This is a genomic window from Dysgonomonas sp. ZJ709 (assembly GCF_011039195.1).
Lineage (GTDB): Bacteria > Bacteroidota > Bacteroidia > Bacteroidales > Dysgonomonadaceae > Dysgonomonas.
Genome location: NZ_JAAKEM010000007.1, coordinates 19,542 through 40,356, shown reverse-complemented (window position 1 = coordinate 40,356; position 20,815 = coordinate 19,542). Strand labels below are relative to the sequence as shown.

Genomic DNA, 20,815 nt, shown 5'->3' with positions numbered 1-20,815 from the left:
TTTTTACTTATTAGCTGGTTCTATGATATTGAATACATAATTAAAATTGCTAGGAGACCTTTTTCGCAATCTGACCAAAAGGTCTTTTATTACCCCTTTTTGCTTTAAATAGTTGAGGTGTTTTTGTAATGGCGTTATTCGAATTTCCATAACAATGATTATACCTTCATTATGTTTGTGGCTAATCATTGCTTTTCGTTCAACGTCGATTTGCTGAGTATATTCACCCAATTCTATATTGCAAAAGTTCAAGATATCGTTCTTTGTTAATATTCTGTCTTTTGATGTGAGGAAAAAACGGCTAATAGCTTTCAAACTTTCCGGATTATAAAAATTTCGGCCTCCACTGGTCGGAGTCAGTAGTATACCATCCGATTTGTTTAGTTCCAGTATCTTGCTAGCCATTAGATTTGTTTTGTCGGGTATTGCATTTACTAATTCAGCATGTGTTGTCCAATATGAAGCATCAATCGAAGTTATATCATCATTTGGTTTTACAGTTAGCAATGCTACTTCTGCATACTCATTGAGCCTGTTCAACTCGACTTTGTGGGTATCTTTACCTTGAATGGAAGAAACGGATTTTAAAACATTTGCTATTTTCTCATTATCTATACCCACAAATGCGGAGCGTTCATCATGGATAACGTCGACCAATCTTTCCAGATAATCGGCGATCCTAGGATCATCCATCGTCTTGCGTTTAATTGCTTCGACTGTATATTCCCCTTCTTCACTTATTATATTTACACGTGAATAGCTATTATCCTTAGAGTCGATAACAGTGTCCATATCCAAAAATTCTTGTCCTATTGCGGATGAAAGCGACGCGGTGTCGGTCAGATCTTGTTCAAGAATTGTCAATTCATTCTGATGCCGATTGATAATAGGGAAGGCATTCAGATGGATGTCCATTTTCATTAAATCATCCTGAACAAAATTGGCCGGGAAAGATACAGATACCCAATATAAAGGATGAATAGAAGATACGGTTTCATTATCCATTATTTCCATTAATTCCTGTGGCAGAATTTCTTTCTGAATTTCGTTTAAATTAGGTATAGTATCTATTGTCTGGAAGTGATCTTTATAAAAGTTTAAAATTTCAGTTTCTATTTTACTCGGAGGTATATCCTGATTAACCGATAATCCTTGTTTGGTTTTCAGTATTTTATTATTTATTGTCCATCCTATATCAGACAAAAAATCATAATATTCGTGGTGATCGGGCAGATGTTTGAAATCCAGATAAAAAGATAAATCTTTTAAACTATTTATTCCCGGACCAACCTCCAAACCAATCCATACCGTATTGTACTTTGCTCTTTTCTGAGCATAAGCTATTATATTTTTCTCTCCAAAATCGTTGATATTCCAAAGAGTTTTGTCACAAAAAAAATGTGTTATGTTGATATCAAAAAGTTTTGTGTCAACGACAGGCGTAAATGTTATGGATGAAATATTCTTATTTTTCACTCTATCGGGCAAATCTTTCAGGAAAAAATTAATTTTTCGTCCTAATTTATAAGTCGGACTACCGGGATTAATTTTCAGGATAGCATGAGCCGGACGAATATAATTATACATCGAAGGAGAAAGATTGCTCACAAGCTTATTAAGTACACAATAGCCTATATCATCCAGTTTGTTATCCAGTAAATATAATTCATGACTGGTCTCCTCAATCATCAGGTGTACTAATGGATTCAGGTTGTTGATATTAGGTGTATCCCATGTTAAGTTGGCATAGTGTATAATATCTTTGCGTATTGCTTCTTTACTTTTCATGTTTATATATTCTCAGTTTAAGGTAGAAGTTTGCGGTCTACCCAATAATATACTTGTCCGTTCGATTCGAATTGTTCTGCTTTATCAAGCTCTTTTTTCATTTTCTTATAATAAATGATCAATTCTTCCAGCATCTTATCGGTAACAATCCTTTTATCTTTTATGTCTTTTATTCTGATTGCATTCAGTAACTCATTCGATGTTGGACTACCTGTTATTCGGTACTGTGCCTCGGCCAGTGTCATAAGTTGTATATTACTGTTTTTTTCTTTGCAAAGCTTACAAGACTTTATCGGTTTGAGATAAAGTTTCGAAAGGTGTTTACGCACATTATTTGTATTGGCATATGCTCCAGGTGACACCGTCTTAATATAAAACTCTTCTCTACCTATTGTAGGATCATTTTCAAGTAATCTTCTGTTTTCTTTTTCCAGCTCGGCAAATAAATCGTCTTCGGGGCAATTGCACGGTTTGCGTTTCTGTTTTTCTCTTTCTTTTACTTGATAGATGTAATCCACTTCTTTTTCTGACAATGCTGCCACAAACTCTTTGAGTTCTTTTAACTCATTTTCTGACAACATGAGACGATAATCTACATGGTTATTAACAGTATCATCTAAAACTACAATATGTGAGGGTATATACCATCCCGGATTCTCATTACTGAAACTGGCAATTAGTTTCTTTGCTGGCATGCGAGTGGTATCTATACTATAATTCTGAACAAACAGGCTATCAAATCTTGTACGGTTGTTCCCTACAGATCGGAAGGCTTTATCCATATATTCGATTATCTGGTTATTATCCTGCTTAATTTCTTGTATTATAGTGTCGATATTATTAGAGAGTACTTCCATGGGTAATACTTCTGATTTACGTGGGAAGAACAAGGCTCCTTGTGTTATGCTGTTATTTGGGAAATCGAGTCTGTAACTGTTCATCGTTTCACCTGTCTCTTTATAGCGGTTGCTTAGTTTTATCTGCTTTGGAGAGACTAGTATATCCTTTTTTGTTTTGAGCATTCCATCCGCATACGAATTAATCATATTCTCTATGTCCAGTACAAAGTTATTGTATTCATCACCTTCTCCTGCATATACCTGAAAACCCAATATTCGACAGTTATTCTTAAGGAGTTTATTCAACAATCCGGCATCAAGCCCATCGTTTGCATATCCGGTTTCTCCGATCAATACAATTAGGTTGGTAGCATCCTTTTGATCATCAAATATATCCACTGCTTTACGTAATCCTGCCCATTTTCGTGGAAGCATAGGAAAACGCAATTTTTCCTTATTCTTTACTTTTTCAGACAGGTAGTTTATAATATCCGAATATCGTGGGGTTAATTCCATTTCGACTGGACGAAGCATTTTATTTGAATCGTCAAAAGTCATTACACTGCTAAACTGAAATGAAAATAGATCTTCAGGTTTTTCAAATAGGGGTTGAAGTCCCTGAAGGGCGTTAACAATCTGCGGGAAATTGGAGATTGTTTTTTCTTTACCTTCAAATACAAAACAAATATTGATCTTTTTCAGGCCTTTGGCTATTGTCCTGAATTGTTTATGGGTAATATTACCACCATTTACATTTAGTATAGAATTATTGCTGTAGTCGAATACAGGTAAGACCATTCGCGTCTTAAAAGCTGCCAGAGAGTCTTTACGGGAATAAGACGATACAGGATTGAATCTGATGGTTGAATATTGTTGAGTTAATAAGTGGTTTGCATCCTTCATATCCTCCGTAATTGAAACATCTTCTCTATTGCTGGTAAAGAAACGTCTTGATTCTTCGGGCAGGGTAAGCATGTTTACATGCAATCCTGTACCTATATCTTTTATCAGCGAGTTATCTACCCATCCTAATATTTCATTTTTTACCGCATCGGCTTTTATATAAGGCTTCTTTGCGATAAGTGTCATCCGTTCATCTTCTGATGTCTTCAACTGGTAAATGATACTATAAGGGCTGATCACTCCAGCCTGAGAATTCATGCCCAAATCTTTGTATAGTTTAATGGAATCTGTTATAAAGAATTTTTCCGGCTCATTGATAGAGGTTGTATCAGTAAAAATAGCCAGCATTTTGTTTTTCTTACCACTTGCGATATCTGTTACTGATTGTTGGTTTAGTAATAGTTTAGACTTATGTATCCAACCATAGTATTCAGCTTTTTTATACTCTAGTTTCCCGTTTTTTAAAATGTCGGGAGTGTATTTTATCAGGCGCAGATAATCACCTTTCTTTCCTATCACAAGGAAGGCGTCAAGGTAATCTACATCTTTAGCCTTGACATTCCCACCCGCATTATTGAAGGTTTGATTCTTTTCTCTGTCCGAGAAGACAACCCAAGGCTCCTTGTTCAAATCGGTACGCGGAGCTTTAATATTGTCTCCGCAATAGTTGAGAGAATACTCTCGTGGGATTTTCTTCACCCGTGTGAACCGGTGTACCGGACCACATGAGGCTGTAAGAAGAAGGATTCCGAATAGAATTGCAACTAAAGACTTGTTTGTATTTTTATAGGACATATCTCTGACTATTCTTAATTAATATCTGTTTGAATGACTATCAACTTATTTATACAGGATTGCGATTCTTCTATATCAATAAGTACTTTTTCTATAATAGTACTTTTTCTACCGATTATTTTCAGCCCCTGACAATAAGAGTAAAAATCATTTTTCTTACTGTTATTTATTATAACCAGAGTATTGGGATTGTTGCACAGATAAGTGCTCATTACATAGTTATAGCTGGTATTAAATGGCTTTTGATCTACTATAGCCTGTAGTTTTTCTTTTATGTCATTACCTATTATGGTAGCCACATCGGTCGAATCATTATCCATGTATTGAGGAATTATCTCTATAGTATGGATAATAGGGTATTTCGTTTCTTCGGTTCTTAATGCGATTTCATAACTTCCGGGCTCATTGTACTGGTAAATAGCGGTCTTTTCATGGGCATCTACTTTACCGGTTTCGCCGAATTCCCAACGCCATTCCTTGGATGTGCCTTCTCCTCTGAAGATGATAAATTCGCCTTGTAATGCCGATTGTGGTGCAATGATCTTAATCAATTGAAGATCATCGTCTTTCTTTGTAGGCCTCACATTAACAATGAATCTCTTTTCTAATTCGCCATTAACCGTTAGGCGGATTTGATATTTTCCGGTTTCTGAGAATATGTATTGCCCTCTTTGCTCGGGAGAGGTATCTCCGTTACCAAATTCCCAAAGCCAGTGGTCTGCTCCTGTTGTACTATCTGCAAACGATACAGGGACTCCCACTTCGATATCCAAAGGACCTACATATGCATGTATTTCTCTGGTTGATGTATAGTGGCGCACTAAAAAGGATATTGCGAGGATAATGACGATCGCTATGATGACTACATAAATCCGGTGATTAAAAAGCTTTGGCATGGTTATTTCTTTGTGTTTTTTAATTCGTCCATTTTCTTTTGAAGTCCGATTTCACATTCTTCAAGATTCTTTCTGAAACTAGCTATATTTTGCTGTTTACTCCATAGTTCCTTTTTGTCGGCAAACCAAAGATTGTAAAATCCTGATACTTGGTAGAATATTTTGTAACGTGCGTCGTGACTATTATCGTCATAAAGACTTTTGAAATCGTTCAGGTAATACTTAATGTCATTTTCTTCATAACTGGCATTTATACCGGGATTAAAATCCTTAATCTTATTATAAATGGAATCGACTATAACCATCTGATCACTTTGTATATGTTGAAACTGGCGAACACGATCCATCTTGGCAATAACAAATTCTTTTCGGGTACTTGCCTTAGCATCCGAATAATAGAACAGACAAAAGCAACAAGCAAAAGTCGTTGTTAAGAATATTAGGGAAACGTATATAAATCCGAAGGTTTTTTCCCTTTGGTTTTTAGTGTTTTTATTTTTGTGTTCCATACTTTATTGGTTTAAGGTTATGTTTCCGATAGTTAATCTACGTGAGGTCTGTTTGTTTTCTTCTACACATTTGAGTAAGTCTGTTCTGACCAGTTCTTCTTCGACTTTAGATATGCGTATAGAGTCTTTTATACTCAGAAAGGTATTGACTTCGCTCATTAATTTCTGAAAAAGACGTATGTCCCGACCGTTCATATCTTCCATCGAGGCAATGATATCCTGCTTACGTTTACTGACAGTATGTTGTAACTGGACATCGTTCAAATTCGTATTAAACAAGTTCATATACAGATACAGAGAATCGATCTTACCTATGAGTTCAGTTTGTTGGACATAGGTTTTGTCATACTCTTCTGTTTTTTCGACTATACGATTCACTTCTATATTGGAAGTTTTGGTGTAACAGAAGTATATTAATACTCCTGTTATTACACAGGTGACTAAATACAATGAGAATCGTAGGTAGCCTTTATAAATTTCTTTGTTGTTTTGAGCGCGCATATAATTTGTTTTTTGAGAATTATTCTTTTTCGTTTATTAGGGTTAACATTTTAAAATACACTCATAGGGTATTTCATTCTCTATCTTTCGGATAGTTGTTTCAATGGCATTTAGGTAAATCATAACAGGAATTTTCTCTGGTTTTTGACGCAAGTAACCACTACGATAAATATCGAAAGCGTTCTAGGAATTAAAGGAAGATGCTGGCGTATTATATTATCACCTTGGTTTTGAAAATCATACTTATTCCCGTTTTCATATAAATAACGTTTCGGTTTCTATTGTGTGGTAGAATAGAAATGTTATAATCCTAATTAGCTTTTAGTCATTATGTTTACTTTCTTACTCTTCATTACCCACTCCTAAATCATTGATTGATTCTATTTTTCTGGTAGCCACATGCTTAACTAATTGCCCTTCTTCAGCTTCGGATGATAAAAATAATAGGTAATAATACTCCGATTTATTTTTATTTTCTACAAAATCTGACCATTTTTCCATTCTTAAAATAATATCAGATTTTCCGTCTCCGTCATAATCAAGAGCCGAGATAAGTTCACATTCAAAAATGTATTTATATTTTAAAAGAATCTGAGATATATTTCCATCTGAAAATGTTATTTCGTTAAGTTTATTTTGTTCTTTATCATGTTTTAAATCTATAAAGGTCATTACTTTTTCATCCTTTTTCCATCGGCTAATGTCTTTGGTATAATCTTCCTCATCATTATATACGTCTTCGAAGTCACCTGGCAGCTCTTCGGCAAACCACTCATCAAATTTCTCGTTGTAGGATTTAAACCCTTTGAAAAAATAAGTATTGCTTGCATAGCCCGGCTCAATATGTATTTCTTTATCTAATACGGGCATAGTAGTAGCAGATAATATTGCTGCATATGTACTTCCAAAGTTACCTTCGCCAGTATATATGTATTCTTTTTGATAACCTTTAATAGTATCTTCTATAGAGTGAAACTCCAATTTGGAATGCCTATTTCCCTTCTCTTTATATTCTACTAACCATTTACTGCCAATTTCCAGAGGCAAATAATAATTATCTTTATTTAATGGAGATAAGTCATAACCATTGTATGAATAATTATCAGGATTATCTGTGTCAAAAATTGCAGCACCTTTATCTGTTACTATAGTTTTATTCTGACCTTGGCAGGATGCCTGCACTAGGCAAAATATAACTATAAAAAGGATACGTAATAACTTTGTTTTTCTCATATATTTCGTAAAAAACAGATCATAATTCTTCTCCCATTTCTACTGCTTGCAAGTTATACTCAGGAATCATAGTATTATTATCACTCACAATTGTTTTTGTAGCCACATGTTTTAATAACTGACCTTCTTCGGTCTCCGACGATAAGAAAAGCAGATAAGAAGAATAGTATGTTGTTTCAGTTATCTTCCCAATTTCAACTTCAGTGGTGTTAGATATACTGATTACAATATCACTCAAACCATCCCCATCCAAATCGACTCCTGAGCGTATTTGGAAGAAATTGTAAAATTCTCCATTACAGGGATATTTCCGGACCAATACTTGCTCAATAGTACCATCAGTAAAACTAATTTCATGAATATCGTCTTTCTCATATGAACATTCGTTTAAAGAATATTCTTTGTCACCTCGTTTCCATGAATGATAGGTTTTTAAATAACCGCTACCTTCTTTCATACCCTGCATCTCATCATAAGAAACAGAATTTTCAATATCCTCTGGTAGATGAGTATTGTGCGTTTTAAATCCCTTAAAGAGCATCATATACTCGGGAGAGCTATTATGTATACTTCCATCATCGAATATGGGCATTGTAATATAACGCTTCTTTCCTTGTATTACTTTGAAAGAAGAAACAGTATCTGCTATGATATGCTTTTCCAGGGTAAATATTCCTTGTCTACCAAATAAATCACCTTGTTGACCCTTATAGTATAAGACCAACCGTTCATCACCGATTTCAAATGGCATGATATAATCACCATCAGTAAATGGCTGAACTTCGTAACCTTTGTACGAATAGTCGGGCAGGATAACACCTCCCAGTAAAAAGACCACATCTTGATCTGTTTCAATGACTTTATGCTGATTTTGGCAAGATGCATGTGATAAAAACAAGAAAAATAGTATTTGTATTATGACTGCTTTCTTATTCCCCATTATTCACTCCTAAATCATTGATTGATTCTATTTTTCTGGTAGCCACATGCTTAACTAATTGCCCTTCTTCAGCTTCGGATGATAAAAATAATAGGTAATAATACTCCGATTTATTTTTATTTTCTACAAAATCTGACCATTTTTCCATTCTTAAAATAATATCAGATTTTCCGTCTCCATCATAATCGAGAGCCGAGATAAGTTCACATTCAAAAATGTATTTATATTTTAAAAGAATCTGAGATATATTTCCATCTGAAAATGTTATTTCGTTAAGTTTATTTTGTTCTTTATCATGTTTTAAATCTATAAAAGTCATTACTTTTTCATTCATTTCCCATCGACTAATGTAATTGGTATGTTCATAATTATCATTATCATCATATACGTCTTCGTAGTCGGTAGGCAGTTCTATGCCAAATGACTCATCAAATTTTTTGTTGTAGGATTTAAATCCTTTGAAAAAATAGGTTACTTGCCCTGAACTTCCAACTTTTGAAGCGATTTGTATATTCCCGTCAAAAATAGGACCGATAAAAGGATAACGATCATATTTACCATATGTCATGGTATCTGTAATAGTATGAAATTTCAATTTCAAAGACCGTTCTCCATCTTCAACATATCTTACCAACCATTTACTGCCTATCTCCAAAGGCATAACATAACTTCCTAATAACAAAGGGTATAAGTCGTAGCCATTGTGTGAATAATTATCAGGATTATCCGAGTCGAAAATTGCAGCATCTTTATCTGTTACTATAATTTTATCCTGACCTTGGCAGGATGCCTGTACTAGGCACAATATAACTATAAAAAGGATACGTAATAACTTTGTTTTTCTCATAAATTTCTCTTACTTTTAAATAAATATATTTATTTATTCTTATTTATCTCGTTCCATTTAAATAACGATTCTCCCATTCTTCTATTTGATCCAGTATTTCATTATAATTTCCTATCAATATTGCTTTGTCCTGTACCATAAAACGTGCTCCCCTATCTTTGCTTGAATATAACGATAGTTTTTGATAGAATTCTACATTAAAGAATCGGCTTGTGTTTTTTATTTTAGAGCGTGTTATAATCTCTGAAAATGCAATATACAGAGGTTCTTTTTCATCAGAACGCATGTAAGGCCAGCTCAGCTCCGTTCCTTTATTGATAATTATCCTAAAAAATAAAACATAACGGGTCATATCTGTTAATTGTTCTTTTTCTTTTAAATCCCCCATTATATCTTTAAGGGGGTATTGCAAATCGATCCCCCATCCTAAATTCGGGTTCATAAAATTAACTTTTTTATGATATTCATCGTCACGCGTCTTTGAAGGCTTCAACAGGATGGGCTTGAATTCATTCATATTTGAGTCCATGACACCTCTTGGGTAAATTTCAAATATTTGTTCATAATCACTATTTTCCTTGCTATACCCACCAAATATTAAATCAAAATTCACAGCACCTGGATACATCATTTTATGATCTAAATATTTAAAATTATAATGATCGTATCCAGGGAGGTTTACCAAACCTGAAAAACCAGTCATAAGGTTGTATATCCATGCAAGCATATTGTCGAAATCTCTGAGGTCAACGCCTCTTTTCTTTTTCTCCCGTTTGCCACCTTTGTTATCCGCTTCGAAACTAAAATTGTATAAATCCTCTTCATAGATTCTAGCATAGTAATTTCGTTTGGAGCTTAGCTCGTATTTTACTTTGTAGGGGGTAAGGTCTCCGATCTTGGGTATCTCTCTTTCACCGGAGAAGATGGTGGCCCTTAGGAAAGACTGGAAATCGTCGTCGCAAATCAAGGCAACGATAATGAGTACAGCAACCATTAGTAGCATGCCCCAGACATTGCAGAGTACCAATGTATTTATTGCTGCTGCCGATAAACTGATTATATTTAAACTACCCATCAGTAGTGTAAGGGAAGCCAGCGACGAAAGGGTACCCAAAATGACAGCAACACAATTTCCTATAGTAGCGTTTTGGTCTTCTCTCTTTATACTGGCATGCATATCCATAGCAGCACCTACGGTCCCACTAATGGCAGATATAGTGCTAAAGGCTATGGAGACCTTTGCTGCTCCCCTGATAAGAGACCTTGGACTTATTCCCATCCGGCTCGAAAATGATTTGACCTGATGCCTTTTGAGTGAGCCCACAATGTCAGAAACAATATTACCAAAATCGGCAATATGCCCCGTTGCAGCGGTCAAGTCTCGAGCTTTGACCGAATCTTCTTTGCTTATCTTTACATATATATCGATAAGGCTTACAACCGACAAGATAAGCATGGCACCCTGAAATTCCGCCGAATTGAATACGTCGCCAATGACATCGAAAGTAGGTTTTCGGAAAAAAAATCCTTTGACCTTGACGCCTTTTATTTCGTTATAGCGTGCATTTAGACGTGCCCTATGCCCGTTCAGTTCATTCAGTTGGCTATTACGAGTGTTGATTTCACCTTGCCTTTGTCTTATTACCTCATTATGTCCATTTATTTGGTGGTCTATTTGCCTTATAGACTCATTTTTATTTTCTATTTTTGTATCTGCTCGATTTACTTTATTTCGGGTATGTTTTTGCTCTTTTGTAATTTTTACTTTTTCTCTCTCTAATCTCTCGATTTCGGCTTTTCTGTCTGCTATCTCTTTATTTGTGTTCTTGTTCTGTTCTTCGATTTCGGATATCTGTTTGTTATATTCTTCTATCTGTTTTCCAAAAATAGATACGCTCTTACGAGACGAGTGTTCGGCATAGACACTGTTTTTTGATATGTCATTTTCGATGTCTTCGAGCGTTAAGTCGCGGATTTCAATTGCTTTACGGCCATCGTTATTGGCAGAGATATTATTTTGCATTTGTTGCAAAAACTGTTTTTCAAGCTTTTGAAGATCAGCCAGCTTCTTCTGATTCAATACTTTGCCTTCAGCCGATTTGTCAATATTGGCTTGAGTCTTATTTTTTCTATTTTGGGCTTTTTCTATTTGTCGGTTTGATGCATCTACATCTCTTTGGGCATTGTCCCGGGCTTGAGTGTTTTCATCGATCTGTCCCTGATTAGCTGTTATCTCATTTTGTATAGAGAATCTGTCCATTCTGATTTTGGTATCCAGATATTTATACCATGACACATAAGTGCTGATAGCTATTGCAATAGTTTTTGCGTAGGCTCGTCGCTCATCTGGGGGTATTTCATTGTGACCTATTGTTTTATTCATAAGTGCGCGTATCAATCCCTGGCTTTCTAAACTGTCGAAATCGAAGGTATCGAGAGTGGCATCTTTCTCATCTTCGCTTTCTTTGAAACCACACTTAAATATGATAGGATTCCATTCGTCAACACGATCTTCGAATTCCTTTTCTTTTTCTTCGGAAAATTCTATATCTAAATGACGGTCTTTTCCCCTGATGGGATTACACATCTGAATAGCTATACTTGCCATTCTGCTTTTACCTTGAGCAATAATAAAATCGATACTTTCCATATAATCGAACAATACGACTTGAGAATCTAACCATTTCATCATTGTTCCTAATGAGTCTCTTAATTTTAAGATAGAATTGCGATGTTCTTCCCGTTCTTTGACGGCTAGTATTTTGGTGAGTTTCTCATATTGAAGACAATCTCTGTATTTCTTGTATTTCTTACATAGTTCTCCTGGTTTAAGTTTCTGCTCCTTCTCGAACTTTTTTATATCCTCATCTACTTCTGCTATTGTCTCAAATTCTGGAGTGTAAAACATTTTGTAAAGCAGGAGGGTTGATGTAAATAATTTCTGATAATCTTCATTTACAGGATCATTCTTTCTTTCTTCGGCTATTGCTTTGTTTACAGCCATCTGGATTTCTTTTTCTTCCCTTTTTTCTCTTTCTTCGTTGCTTTCTTCTTTTTTCTTTTCATCGCTAAGGGGTACCTCCTTACTGGCTCCTAATTCCTGCAAAGCACTTTCTAATATTTCATCAGGTGATAGCTGGGTATTGAGAGATGCTATTAGGGAATCGAAAGTTGCATTTTCCATTCCCAGATCTTCTGCAATATCATCGATTGCCCCCAGCGGATCGTGAAGTGTAGCATGAACATAAATAGGTTTTAATTTATTTTTCGAATCATTCGAATTGTTTTGCTTACTGTTATTTGCATCAGAGGCTGGTTGTATGATTATCTGCTTGAACTCAGGGTTGTTACTAACAATTATTTCTGTAGACGTGATTGGAGGGGGCGACATAGTCTGTCTATCACTTATTAAGAAATTAGTTATCGTATTCATCCCAAATTTTTGTTCTTCCCATTTGTTATGTTCATTTCCTGTTTTAATAAAATAGTTGAAATGATCTCCTAGTGAGAAATGTTCAGCAACCACCTCATCGTCAAATGGATTTTCTTTTGTGTTAGGGTTTGTTTTAAAGTGTTCGTAATAGACTTGTAAATCCATATCATTGAACCTTTTATCCCGAAGTTTTTCATATTTGTCATCCAAAAGAGTCTCTATATAACTCATTGCCCACTGATGTTCGGAATAGGCAAACATTGCTTTATAGAGTTTATTATCTTTTTTATCAAACTCATTATTTTGCCAGAGATCATTGTATTCTTGGTTATTGGACGATCTTTTATCCCAATCAGTTTTGGCATTATTGGCCTTATATTCCATAAGATCAATTGCAATGGGCCCCAAATTTCCATCGACAATCGAATATTCCGACATTTTCTTTTCATCAGCATTGAAGACATACAGATAACCATTCCTTATTGGTCTACGTACCCATTTATAGTTCGGTATTTGAGGAAGAAAGTTGAACTCTGAATCCGCAATGTCCAACGAGGATTTATTGTGATAAGATACGTAAGGCATTTTAGCCAGTTCGTTCTTGTCTTGTAAAATAAGTCCCCATCGATATAGGAAGCGCATACGTACTATCCCTGTCAAAATTTTCAGTTCGGGACCTCTCACAGATTCATTTTTATCTCCTTGTGCGGTAAATATTAAATTTTTCATATCTTTCTATTTATCCTCGTCTTTTTTAGTTTCCCATTCTACTTCTACACGACCATTTTCTACAATTCCCTTGATTTCATCAATTATTTCGTCGCTTCCTTCTTTATAAATCTTAAGAACAACTTCGTCTCCATCTTCATAACCCACGGTATCTGCCGAAAGAATTACTACTTTCTCATAATCACTATCCCTTATAACAGTACTTTCCTTTCTCCATTGTAGATTGAATACTCTTGGCACCGGATTCTCCGGATTCTCGGCACTCATCGGGAATCCGCCGGATATGGTTACACCGGGAACACCATCTAGTATAACACCACCATGTTCGGTCATGCTTCCTACGATAGCCACTTGTTCTCCATCGATAAATACTCCAGGACTGCCAATCGTGATAGAGTTCGGTTTGGGACTTCCGGTACAAACGCATTTGCTTCCTTTGATAGCAACAGGTATGCCGTTTATAGTCACTCCATCTACTCCTTTTGTAACAGTTCCGCCAACGTGGGGCTTAGGACCGTCAGACATTGGACAGATATGTTTATTTCCCACAACAACTATTGGTACTCCCATAACTATACAATTTCTATTTTATGACTAGCTCCGCTTACTTTGGTCGATTGACCTTTTATTGTCGTATCCGTTCCAGATATTTCCATATCGGAAGCACTCGTAATCTTTGCTGACTGCCCCTCGATCTTTATATCTACTTTAGCTGTAATATCTGTTGAACCAACCGATTTTATCTGAATATCGCTTTCGGTCGCTATATCTACGTTAGCTTGTGCCCCTATATGGATTTCGGCCATTGCATCTGCTTTTATTGCGGCTTCGGCTCGCATTTCGATATTCTCTGAAGCTTCCATTTTAATATTTTTAGCTGTGAGGGTAATTGTTTCGGAAGCTGTAATTTCAATATTTTGACCTTTAGTATCCAATCGTATGATATTACCATTAGCATCCTTGATTGTTATATTAGCTGTATCATCAGCATCATCAAATTCGATAGTATGTCCGCTTTTGGTTATTATGCTCTTAATATTGTTATCATTACCACCGCCTTCAGTATTTTTTCCGTGAAACATGCTGCCCATCACATATGGAAGATTCGGATCGCCGAATTCGAAGCCGACCATTACTTGATCTCCTTCTTCAGGAATAAAGACCATTCCTCTGTTTTTTTCAACAATTCCTGTCTTTTTATTACCATATCCGGCCAAGCCTCCGGCATCAGGTGTCATTACACGCAGCCATGTATCGCTTACCCTGTCCTGGGCAAAAGGAAATTCCACTTTAACACGTCCTTGTTTATCCGGGTCGTCATTCTTAATGACGGTTGCCCTAACTGAATTAGCAACAGGCATTTTTACATCGGCAACAGGGAAGAATTTCAGGCTGGCAGGGATCGCCTCGAATTCGCAACTATATCTATGATTTTGATCTATTATATGTTTCACTCTGACTATTCGATAAGTACCCAGTTCGCTGCTTTCTGACATGGCTTCGGGCATCAGTATCTTAAGAAGTCTTCCAATACGCGGTGCACAAGTTTTGGCTTTACCTTCGATATAAATTGTTCGGGCGGCATTTTGTGTTTTGCTACGCATAACCATTTCATCTAAAACACCTTTATCTTCGACAGCCATGCAAGAGGGTAGGAGTGTCGGACGGTCTGTTACCAAGTCCTTTGCTCTTTGTGCAGCCATATCAATAAATTCATTCGAATTTTCTATCGTATCCGGTGATTCCTGCTTGATGGTATCGTCCTTGCTAGCTAAATACTGATATTTAGTGAACGTGTTAGGTAATAAACGAGAACCAAATCGAATGTTGGTAATCTCCCTGTCGTACATTACTTCCATTGCTTCCCAATCTTTATACTGTCCGAATACCAGATCCATACCTGTATAAAAGAGAGTTTCTCCGGATATGGCCGATATGCGTTGTAAAAACTCCCAGTCGCTTTCGTAGTATTGCATCAGAAAGTTTATGGGTGCATCGTGCGCCGGCTTATTAACCTTAGATAGAGTATTATTTTTTATACTGTCAGTGACTTCTTCAAATACCATCTGAAGTGTCATATTGGCAAAAATGTCAAGACGCTTACCCCTTTCCAGCAGAATGGTTGTACTTGAACCTTCTATAACCAGATACCCGTGTTTTCCTTCCTGTCCCTCATTATAAACATTGTCAATGACACCCCTGAATTCATAGGCATTTCCACTGTCATCACCTTGTTGCAAGTCTATGTCGAGCTGTTTACCGATTAAGGCTATTTGCTCTAAAGGACTGCCTAAGAAACTCTTTTTCATTACGTCATAATCCAATACCACAACAAATTTATGGTGCTGACCGAATGCCTGGTCAAGATTAAGCGATACGATTTCGAGTTCTTTTCCTTCGATATAAACTAAAGCATTGGTAATATGTTTTTCGTCTATTAAATTCTGTGTTGCCATAACTTCTTATTTTATGAGTTGTTTAATTATAAAGTTGTATTAATACCTAGATATGCAGTGTGATCTTTACCCGATAGGCGAAATTTAGTTTCACTTTCGTGTAGCTTATATTTGATTATCACATTACGGTCAAAAGGTATTGTCAGGTTTATGAGTTCCTTCAGTATTAAATCGTTTTTTTTCTTCGATTCGAACAGCTTCATCTTGTCAAGGTTTATTGGTCCGACAGTAATTACTAAATCGGGATTCTCATATTCAACACTATCTCCCAATACCGAATTTATGCCCAAACTCCATTCTTTCAATTTCACTTTTCTTTCAGGAGCCAGTTCGAGTTTAGATTTTCCCCCTTCGCATATACTTACAGGACAATCGAGTATTAAACCCATAACTCTGGCTATTAAATCCAAGTCTCGGGAGACCTCTGATAATATGGGTATTATTTTTATAAAAAGTAATGCCTGTCTGGTCGATAAGTGTTTTACTATTGTCCATTGTTGCTTTAATATATCAGTCAGATTACTATATAAATAAGCTTTATCGAATTTTTGTTCATAGGCTTGCGCATCTACCAATATCTTGTCAATAGCCATTTCAAAAGGTTGGAAAAATTTTCTGGAGATCAATTCTTCGTTCCGGTGGCTTCTTATTTCATGGATGATATCATCCTTTGTTTTCTGGCTTTTGCTATTTGATGGCTGATGGAATAGTCCTTCAGGCAATGAATCGTAAATACTTTCTCTGTTGGTGTAAATAGATAAGTATTTCATCATATCGAAACTGGAATAATAATTTCCTATTTTTTCAATATCTTTAGATACACCTCTTTTATCCCCTTTATGTCGAATAATCAGAACCTTATCCGCATCCATAGTATTGCTTATCAGTCCGGAAGCTATCGCCTCTGCCCTGAAATCTGACTCAATGCTGTTTATATTGGATAATTTCTCTTTTTTCATACTGATCAGTCTAAAATAGTCCAGCCACCCGAAGTATTTTTCTTAGTCTCTTGTTGGTACATCCGTTCTGATACGACAATATTTTCTTTGTGCTGTCCTACATATTCAAGTGTACTCAGCTTAATCCATAATTCAGATATAATTCGCATGAAAGATTCTACTTGTATCATGACTGGTCGTATACTGTTGTGGTCATAAATGATACTAAGTGTATTTGCCAGTAATTCTTCAAAAGATCCCGGCGTAACATCACTCCATTCGTAGAAATATTTCAATAGTTCCTCTTTTTCTGTTTTACTGATAAAATTCAGGCTGATAAAACAGGTATGAGCTAATGTAGAGAAATAATTTACTATATCAACCGGAAGTGCATCGCGTCCTGTATTACGGTACAGAAAGTAGATAGAAGCGATGTAACGCATCATGTTTTCACACATGGTATTTATATGATATGCAAGCGGAGAATTTTGCGGCCTGTTCTTTATTTTGGCTATGATAATCTTAGAAGCTCTCTCTATATCATTCATACAAACACCAAAGCTTTCATAATATCTTAGCAAATCGGGATGGCTACTCATACTGGTACATGCAGGTATAAAACTTGTATCGACTTCATAACGTCCTCCATGTTGGCGTATACGCCCTATTACTAAATGATACATACCTAATTGATCATAACTGATCTGCCCCTGCATCGCAATAGAAAGCTGATAATGTTCGGTGACATCGGGATGTCGGGGCGGGTTATCCTTTTCATTAGGAGAACCTGCTGGAATACGTTCGAAAGGGTCTATCGAGAGAATAATATCCCAATGTCTCGAACCCGAATTATCCTGTTCTTGTTCATTGTCGAACGAATGTGTATACATTATATAATCCGAATGTCCCGGATTGTAAGATATTCTGTACCCTCCGATGGTAATGGCATTACAACTTCTTAGTTTTATCTCGACTTTTCCTGTTATCCTTTCACTTATATCAAACTCACTGGATTCACTTCGTCTATCAGGTGATGGTAAAAGACCATAATTAAATCCGTTTAAACGGGTAGCCAGATTATCGCCTAAACGTTCGATAAAATAGTTCTCCATTTGTTGGAGATGGGTATAATTAATGCCCATGCTCGCCTGCCAGTTCGCCAGCCAATATCTATTTTCTTTCATCAACCTTTATATTATATGTTACTATTATCATTATATTATCTGTATCTCTGTTTTATCCAAAATCGCTATCGAACGCTGTATTTTCATGTGTTTTTTCATCAGAGGTGTTTTTTTGATATTTAACGCGTTTGGCAATAATGACATCTTCCTCTTTTATCTTATTCTTGGCAAATGACAGGTTAGGGTCAATATACCTTTTGCGTCCAAGAACTGATGTGCTTACGTAGAATATCCATCCATAAGTACTTTGTCTATCAGTATACGTAATTGGGCTTAAGGGTGACTTTTTATTGTAATCATCAATAAAGGTTTTGAACCAAGGGCCGAAAGGGGTTATTTCGGAAGATTTGGCTTTGATATTTAAAGGCTCAGTATCTGAAACTTGTTTAAATATTTCCAGTTCTACAACAATGACCTTACTGCTGTCAAAGTCATCTTCTGTAATTACTCCCGATTCTTTATTGTATGACCATATAAGATAGACTTCGAGTGGGATATCCATAAAAGTTCGATATGTTTTCAAGAATAAAGATGGAAAAATAAAGGGTAGAAGACAGGTACATGCCCATAATCCATATTGTAGTTCGTTACATAGATTGAATACCAGCGAGAAAAACGCAGCACTAACAAGCAAAAGGATAAAGACTATCAGAAACTCCACAAAATAAGGCTTTTCTTTAAAATCGTCTATTACTTTTTCTAGAATGACCAGATTATAATATCCCAGAATCAAGTATAGTGCCATTAATCCAATATAGGCATAAGGCATGAACCAATAATCGATGAATCCCAGTAAAGCCGGGGCTATGAGTATAATACAGGCCAAAAGGAAATAAAATATGACCTTTTTGTTGCTTAGTAACTTATTTTTCTTGGCAACAAAAAGTAGCACGACTCCCAGTATCAGTCCGATTATGGGCATCAATAAGTACATTAATACGAATTTTCCAAAAAACAATTCCATCCTTATATTTTCTTAATTAGGTAATATCTTGTTTATAAACACTCTATAATTATAGGTTGCCGGGGATTTTCTTTTTAATATTTGTTTAAAATATTCTTCATTTTTATCTCCTATATATTCTTCCATATCTTTATGGGGTTTTATATATACATCCGTGGTGCGGATAAAACCATTTATGGGATTATCACTTTTCATCGTTCCTTGGCAGACTTTCACTTCACAAATTGATTCATGAAACTCTTGCAGGCAAAATTCTTCTATATCATTATCTGTAACGAGTAGGTTATTTTCCGTTAAGACTTTTTTATACAAACTGTTTTTCATTTCTCCCTGTGGGGCGTATTTCCCTCCAATAGTAGGGCATAGTGTAATGATTGAGCTTCTTTGTATTGGTAAGCCGGATAATGAATTAAATATCATTCCCGCCTTTATATTATTAGCCTGCGCTCCTTCGGTTATCCAATAATCCACAAAATAGATTTCATTCTCCTTATCGGGATTGACTTGCAGATAGGTTTCTATTTCATATCGTTCTTTGGACTCGGAAAGTGTTTTTTCAAGCCGTTTTACCAGTTCTGTAATTTCAACCTGTATCTTTTTTAGATCACTTTTTATATCATTTTTATTTTTAAAGAATGATGAAATCTCGCTGTTAAGTACATCGGTGATAGTTGCCAGATATTCTGTAGCATCCCGATTATTGTAACGCTCATACCCACCTCTGCGTAGTGAATATATTCCATAACTAGTAATTTGAGTGTCATTTACGGGGATATCACAGTATCGCTTTCCCTGAGAGTCACTCACATTGCAAACTGATATGAATGATTCGTTACTAAATGTTTTCAATGGTATTACAGGTACGGATTTCTTTACTTCTCTTATTGAGGATACAAGTTTTTTGTTGACTACAGGGAATGCATTGATACTAGACTGTAACGATTCTATAACATCCGGTGTAAATCCTTGTGGGCAAGACACTTTTATCCATAATAGTGGCTTTTTCAGCTTTATTTTAATTTCTTCTGTGAAATATGTTTGTAATTCAAAGGGAAGAATCTCTCTCTTGTCTTTTATACTGTAATTTTCGGCGACAGTAAGAAATCGGTTTTTATAATGCTTTTTTACCGATTCGTTTATTTGATGGGATAAATCAAACTGAGTAAATAGGCTTTGTGTGTCATTTTCATATTCTTCATCCAAAGATAATATTCCTTTATTCATGGAGATTGCCTCGCCCTGTATTGTCCATACTGCATAAGGAAGTAGGTTTAGGTATTCTTCTTTTTTAAAGATGCCATGAAGATCAAAATAAAAGGATAGACCGGAAATATTGTCTATACTATCGTCCAATTCTAAGCCAAGCCAAAAGGTATTTTCATCGAATTTGTTCTTTTCGTCACTACGGGCATAGAATGTTTTGGATAAATCTTGATCCATACTGTACATTAACCCCTTATGGATAAAATATCGTATTTCGCCATTATAAATATTTGTATTACACACCGGATAGAATGAAAATTGTTTTTTGCTGCCTCTAGCCGAATAATTAAATTCGGAGTGGGTAGTTATCCTAAGAGCATTGTTCTGTGCACAGGCGTGTAATATACAGTGTGCAGGTTTGGCTATAACGTCAATTCCAGGAGTGAGAATTCCAAATAGTTTATTTAATATACGGTTTTCAATATTTTCTATTTCCCCAGATATCTTATATACTTCTTCTGATAAAGATTCTAAAAACAAGTTCACAACAGGATCTAGCAACTCAGTCTGACTAACACCGAGATGGTTTGCTGCCAGCTTGAGCATACGTTTCTCTATACTCTGTTTATTTATATATGGGGTGTAATTCATCATACT

At 35.7% G+C, this 20,815-nt stretch carries 15 protein-coding genes; all 15 read right to left on the bottom strand.

Going from position 1 to position 20,815, the window contains the following annotated elements; all coding sequences use genetic code 11:
- Positions 1-3: 3 nt before the first annotated feature.
- A complete protein-coding gene (locus G7Y56_RS06960; protein ID WP_165042199.1) occupies positions 4-1,788 on the bottom strand; it encodes a type VI secretion system baseplate subunit TssF in 1,785 nt (594 codons plus the stop codon).
- Positions 1,789-1,805: 17 nt separating this feature from the next.
- Entirely contained in the window at positions 1,806-4,325 is a 2,520-nt protein-coding gene (gene tssR / locus G7Y56_RS06955) for a type VI secretion system protein TssR domain-containing protein (protein WP_165042197.1), read from the bottom strand.
- A gap of 14 nt (positions 4,326-4,339) precedes the next feature.
- Positions 4,340-5,221 (bottom strand): PKD domain-containing protein, encoded by an 882-nt coding sequence (locus G7Y56_RS06950; protein WP_165042195.1) that lies wholly within the window; start codon positions 5,219-5,221, stop codon positions 4,340-4,342.
- 2 nt (positions 5,222-5,223) lie between these two features.
- Positions 5,224-5,730, bottom strand: coding sequence for a type VI secretion system transmembrane protein TssO (locus G7Y56_RS06945; protein ID WP_165024410.1), 507 nt, complete (start codon positions 5,728-5,730; stop codon positions 5,224-5,226).
- A gap of 3 nt (positions 5,731-5,733) precedes the next feature.
- Positions 5,734-6,231: a type VI secretion system TssO gene (gene tssO / locus G7Y56_RS06940; RefSeq protein ID WP_165042193.1), complete on the bottom strand. Its 498-nt coding sequence runs from the start codon at positions 6,229-6,231 to the stop codon at positions 5,734-5,736.
- A 342-nt stretch (positions 6,232-6,573) separates the two neighbouring features.
- Positions 6,574-7,464: a hypothetical protein gene (locus tag G7Y56_RS06935; RefSeq protein ID WP_165042191.1), complete on the bottom strand. Its 891-nt coding sequence runs from the start codon at positions 7,462-7,464 to the stop codon at positions 6,574-6,576.
- A 19-nt stretch (positions 7,465-7,483) separates the two neighbouring features.
- Positions 7,484-8,404, bottom strand: coding sequence for a hypothetical protein (locus G7Y56_RS06930; RefSeq protein WP_165042189.1), 921 nt, complete (start codon positions 8,402-8,404; stop codon positions 7,484-7,486).
- Entirely contained in the window at positions 8,394-9,251 is an 858-nt protein-coding gene (locus G7Y56_RS06925; RefSeq protein WP_165042187.1) for a hypothetical protein, read from the bottom strand. The genes G7Y56_RS06930 and G7Y56_RS06925 overlap by 11 nt, the downstream gene beginning before the upstream one ends.
- Positions 9,252-9,294: 43 nt before the next feature.
- Positions 9,295-13,413, bottom strand: coding sequence for a toxin VasX (locus G7Y56_RS06920; RefSeq protein ID WP_165042185.1), 4,119 nt, complete (start codon positions 13,411-13,413; stop codon positions 9,295-9,297).
- A 6-nt stretch (positions 13,414-13,419) separates the two neighbouring features.
- Positions 13,420-13,983 carry a PAAR domain-containing protein gene (locus G7Y56_RS06915; protein WP_165042183.1) on the bottom strand — a complete coding sequence of 188 codons (564 nt, stop codon included), beginning with the start codon at positions 13,981-13,983 and terminating at the stop codon, positions 13,420-13,422.
- A gap of 2 nt (positions 13,984-13,985) precedes the next feature.
- Positions 13,986-15,869, bottom strand: coding sequence for a type VI secretion system Vgr family protein (locus G7Y56_RS06910; protein WP_165042181.1), 1,884 nt, complete (start codon positions 15,867-15,869; stop codon positions 13,986-13,988).
- A 26-nt stretch (positions 15,870-15,895) separates the two neighbouring features.
- Positions 15,896-16,828, bottom strand: coding sequence for a type VI secretion system baseplate subunit TssG (locus G7Y56_RS06905; protein WP_165042179.1), 933 nt, complete (start codon positions 16,826-16,828; stop codon positions 15,896-15,898).
- A 5-nt stretch (positions 16,829-16,833) separates the two neighbouring features.
- Entirely contained in the window at positions 16,834-17,991 is a 1,158-nt protein-coding gene (locus G7Y56_RS06900) for a hypothetical protein (protein WP_165042177.1), read from the bottom strand.
- Positions 17,992-18,043: 52 nt separating this feature from the next.
- Positions 18,044-18,955: a TssN family type VI secretion system protein gene (locus G7Y56_RS06895; RefSeq protein WP_165024375.1), complete on the bottom strand. Its 912-nt coding sequence runs from the start codon at positions 18,953-18,955 to the stop codon at positions 18,044-18,046.
- A gap of 12 nt (positions 18,956-18,967) precedes the next feature.
- Positions 18,968-20,812 (bottom strand): type VI secretion system baseplate subunit TssF, encoded by a 1,845-nt coding sequence (locus G7Y56_RS06890; protein WP_165042175.1) that lies wholly within the window; start codon positions 20,810-20,812, stop codon positions 18,968-18,970.
- Positions 20,813-20,815: the final 3 nt, after the last annotated feature.

What these genes read in the sequence shown, in the direction of transcription:
- G7Y56_RS06960 (WP_165042199.1), bottom strand. Translation starts at nt 1,788, where the DNA reads ATGAAAAGTAAAGAAGCAATACGCAAAGATATTATACACTATGCCAAC.
- tssR (WP_165042197.1), bottom strand. Translation starts at nt 4,325, where the DNA reads ATGTCCTATAAAAATACAAACAAGTCTTTAGTTGCAATTCTATTCGGA.
- G7Y56_RS06950 (WP_165042195.1), bottom strand. Translation starts at nt 5,221, where the DNA reads ATGCCAAAGCTTTTTAATCACCGGATTTATGTAGTCATCATAGCGATC.
- G7Y56_RS06945 (WP_165024410.1), bottom strand. Translation starts at nt 5,730, where the DNA reads ATGGAACACAAAAATAAAAACACTAAAAACCAAAGGGAAAAAACCTTC.
- tssO (WP_165042193.1), bottom strand. Translation starts at nt 6,231, where the DNA reads ATGCGCGCTCAAAACAACAAAGAAATTTATAAAGGCTACCTACGATTC.
- G7Y56_RS06935 (WP_165042191.1), bottom strand. Translation starts at nt 7,464, where the DNA reads ATGAGAAAAACAAAGTTATTACGTATCCTTTTTATAGTTATATTTTGC.
- G7Y56_RS06930 (WP_165042189.1), bottom strand. Translation starts at nt 8,404, where the DNA reads ATGGGGAATAAGAAAGCAGTCATAATACAAATACTATTTTTCTTGTTT.
- G7Y56_RS06925 (WP_165042187.1), bottom strand. Translation starts at nt 9,251, where the DNA reads ATGAGAAAAACAAAGTTATTACGTATCCTTTTTATAGTTATATTGTGC.
- G7Y56_RS06920 (WP_165042185.1), bottom strand. Translation starts at nt 13,413, where the DNA reads ATGAAAAATTTAATATTTACCGCACAAGGAGATAAAAATGAATCTGTG.
- G7Y56_RS06915 (WP_165042183.1), bottom strand. Translation starts at nt 13,983, where the DNA reads ATGGGAGTACCAATAGTTGTTGTGGGAAATAAACATATCTGTCCAATG.
- G7Y56_RS06910 (WP_165042181.1), bottom strand. Translation starts at nt 15,869, where the DNA reads ATGGCAACACAGAATTTAATAGACGAAAAACATATTACCAATGCTTTA.
- G7Y56_RS06905 (WP_165042179.1), bottom strand. Translation starts at nt 16,828, where the DNA reads ATGAAAAAAGAGAAATTATCCAATATAAACAGCATTGAGTCAGATTTC.
- G7Y56_RS06900 (WP_165042177.1), bottom strand. Translation starts at nt 17,991, where the DNA reads ATGAAAGAAAATAGATATTGGCTGGCGAACTGGCAGGCGAGCATGGGC.
- G7Y56_RS06895 (WP_165024375.1), bottom strand. Translation starts at nt 18,955, where the DNA reads ATGGAATTGTTTTTTGGAAAATTCGTATTAATGTACTTATTGATGCCC.
- G7Y56_RS06890 (WP_165042175.1), bottom strand. Translation starts at nt 20,812, where the DNA reads ATGATGAATTACACCCCATATATAAATAAACAGAGTATAGAGAAACGT.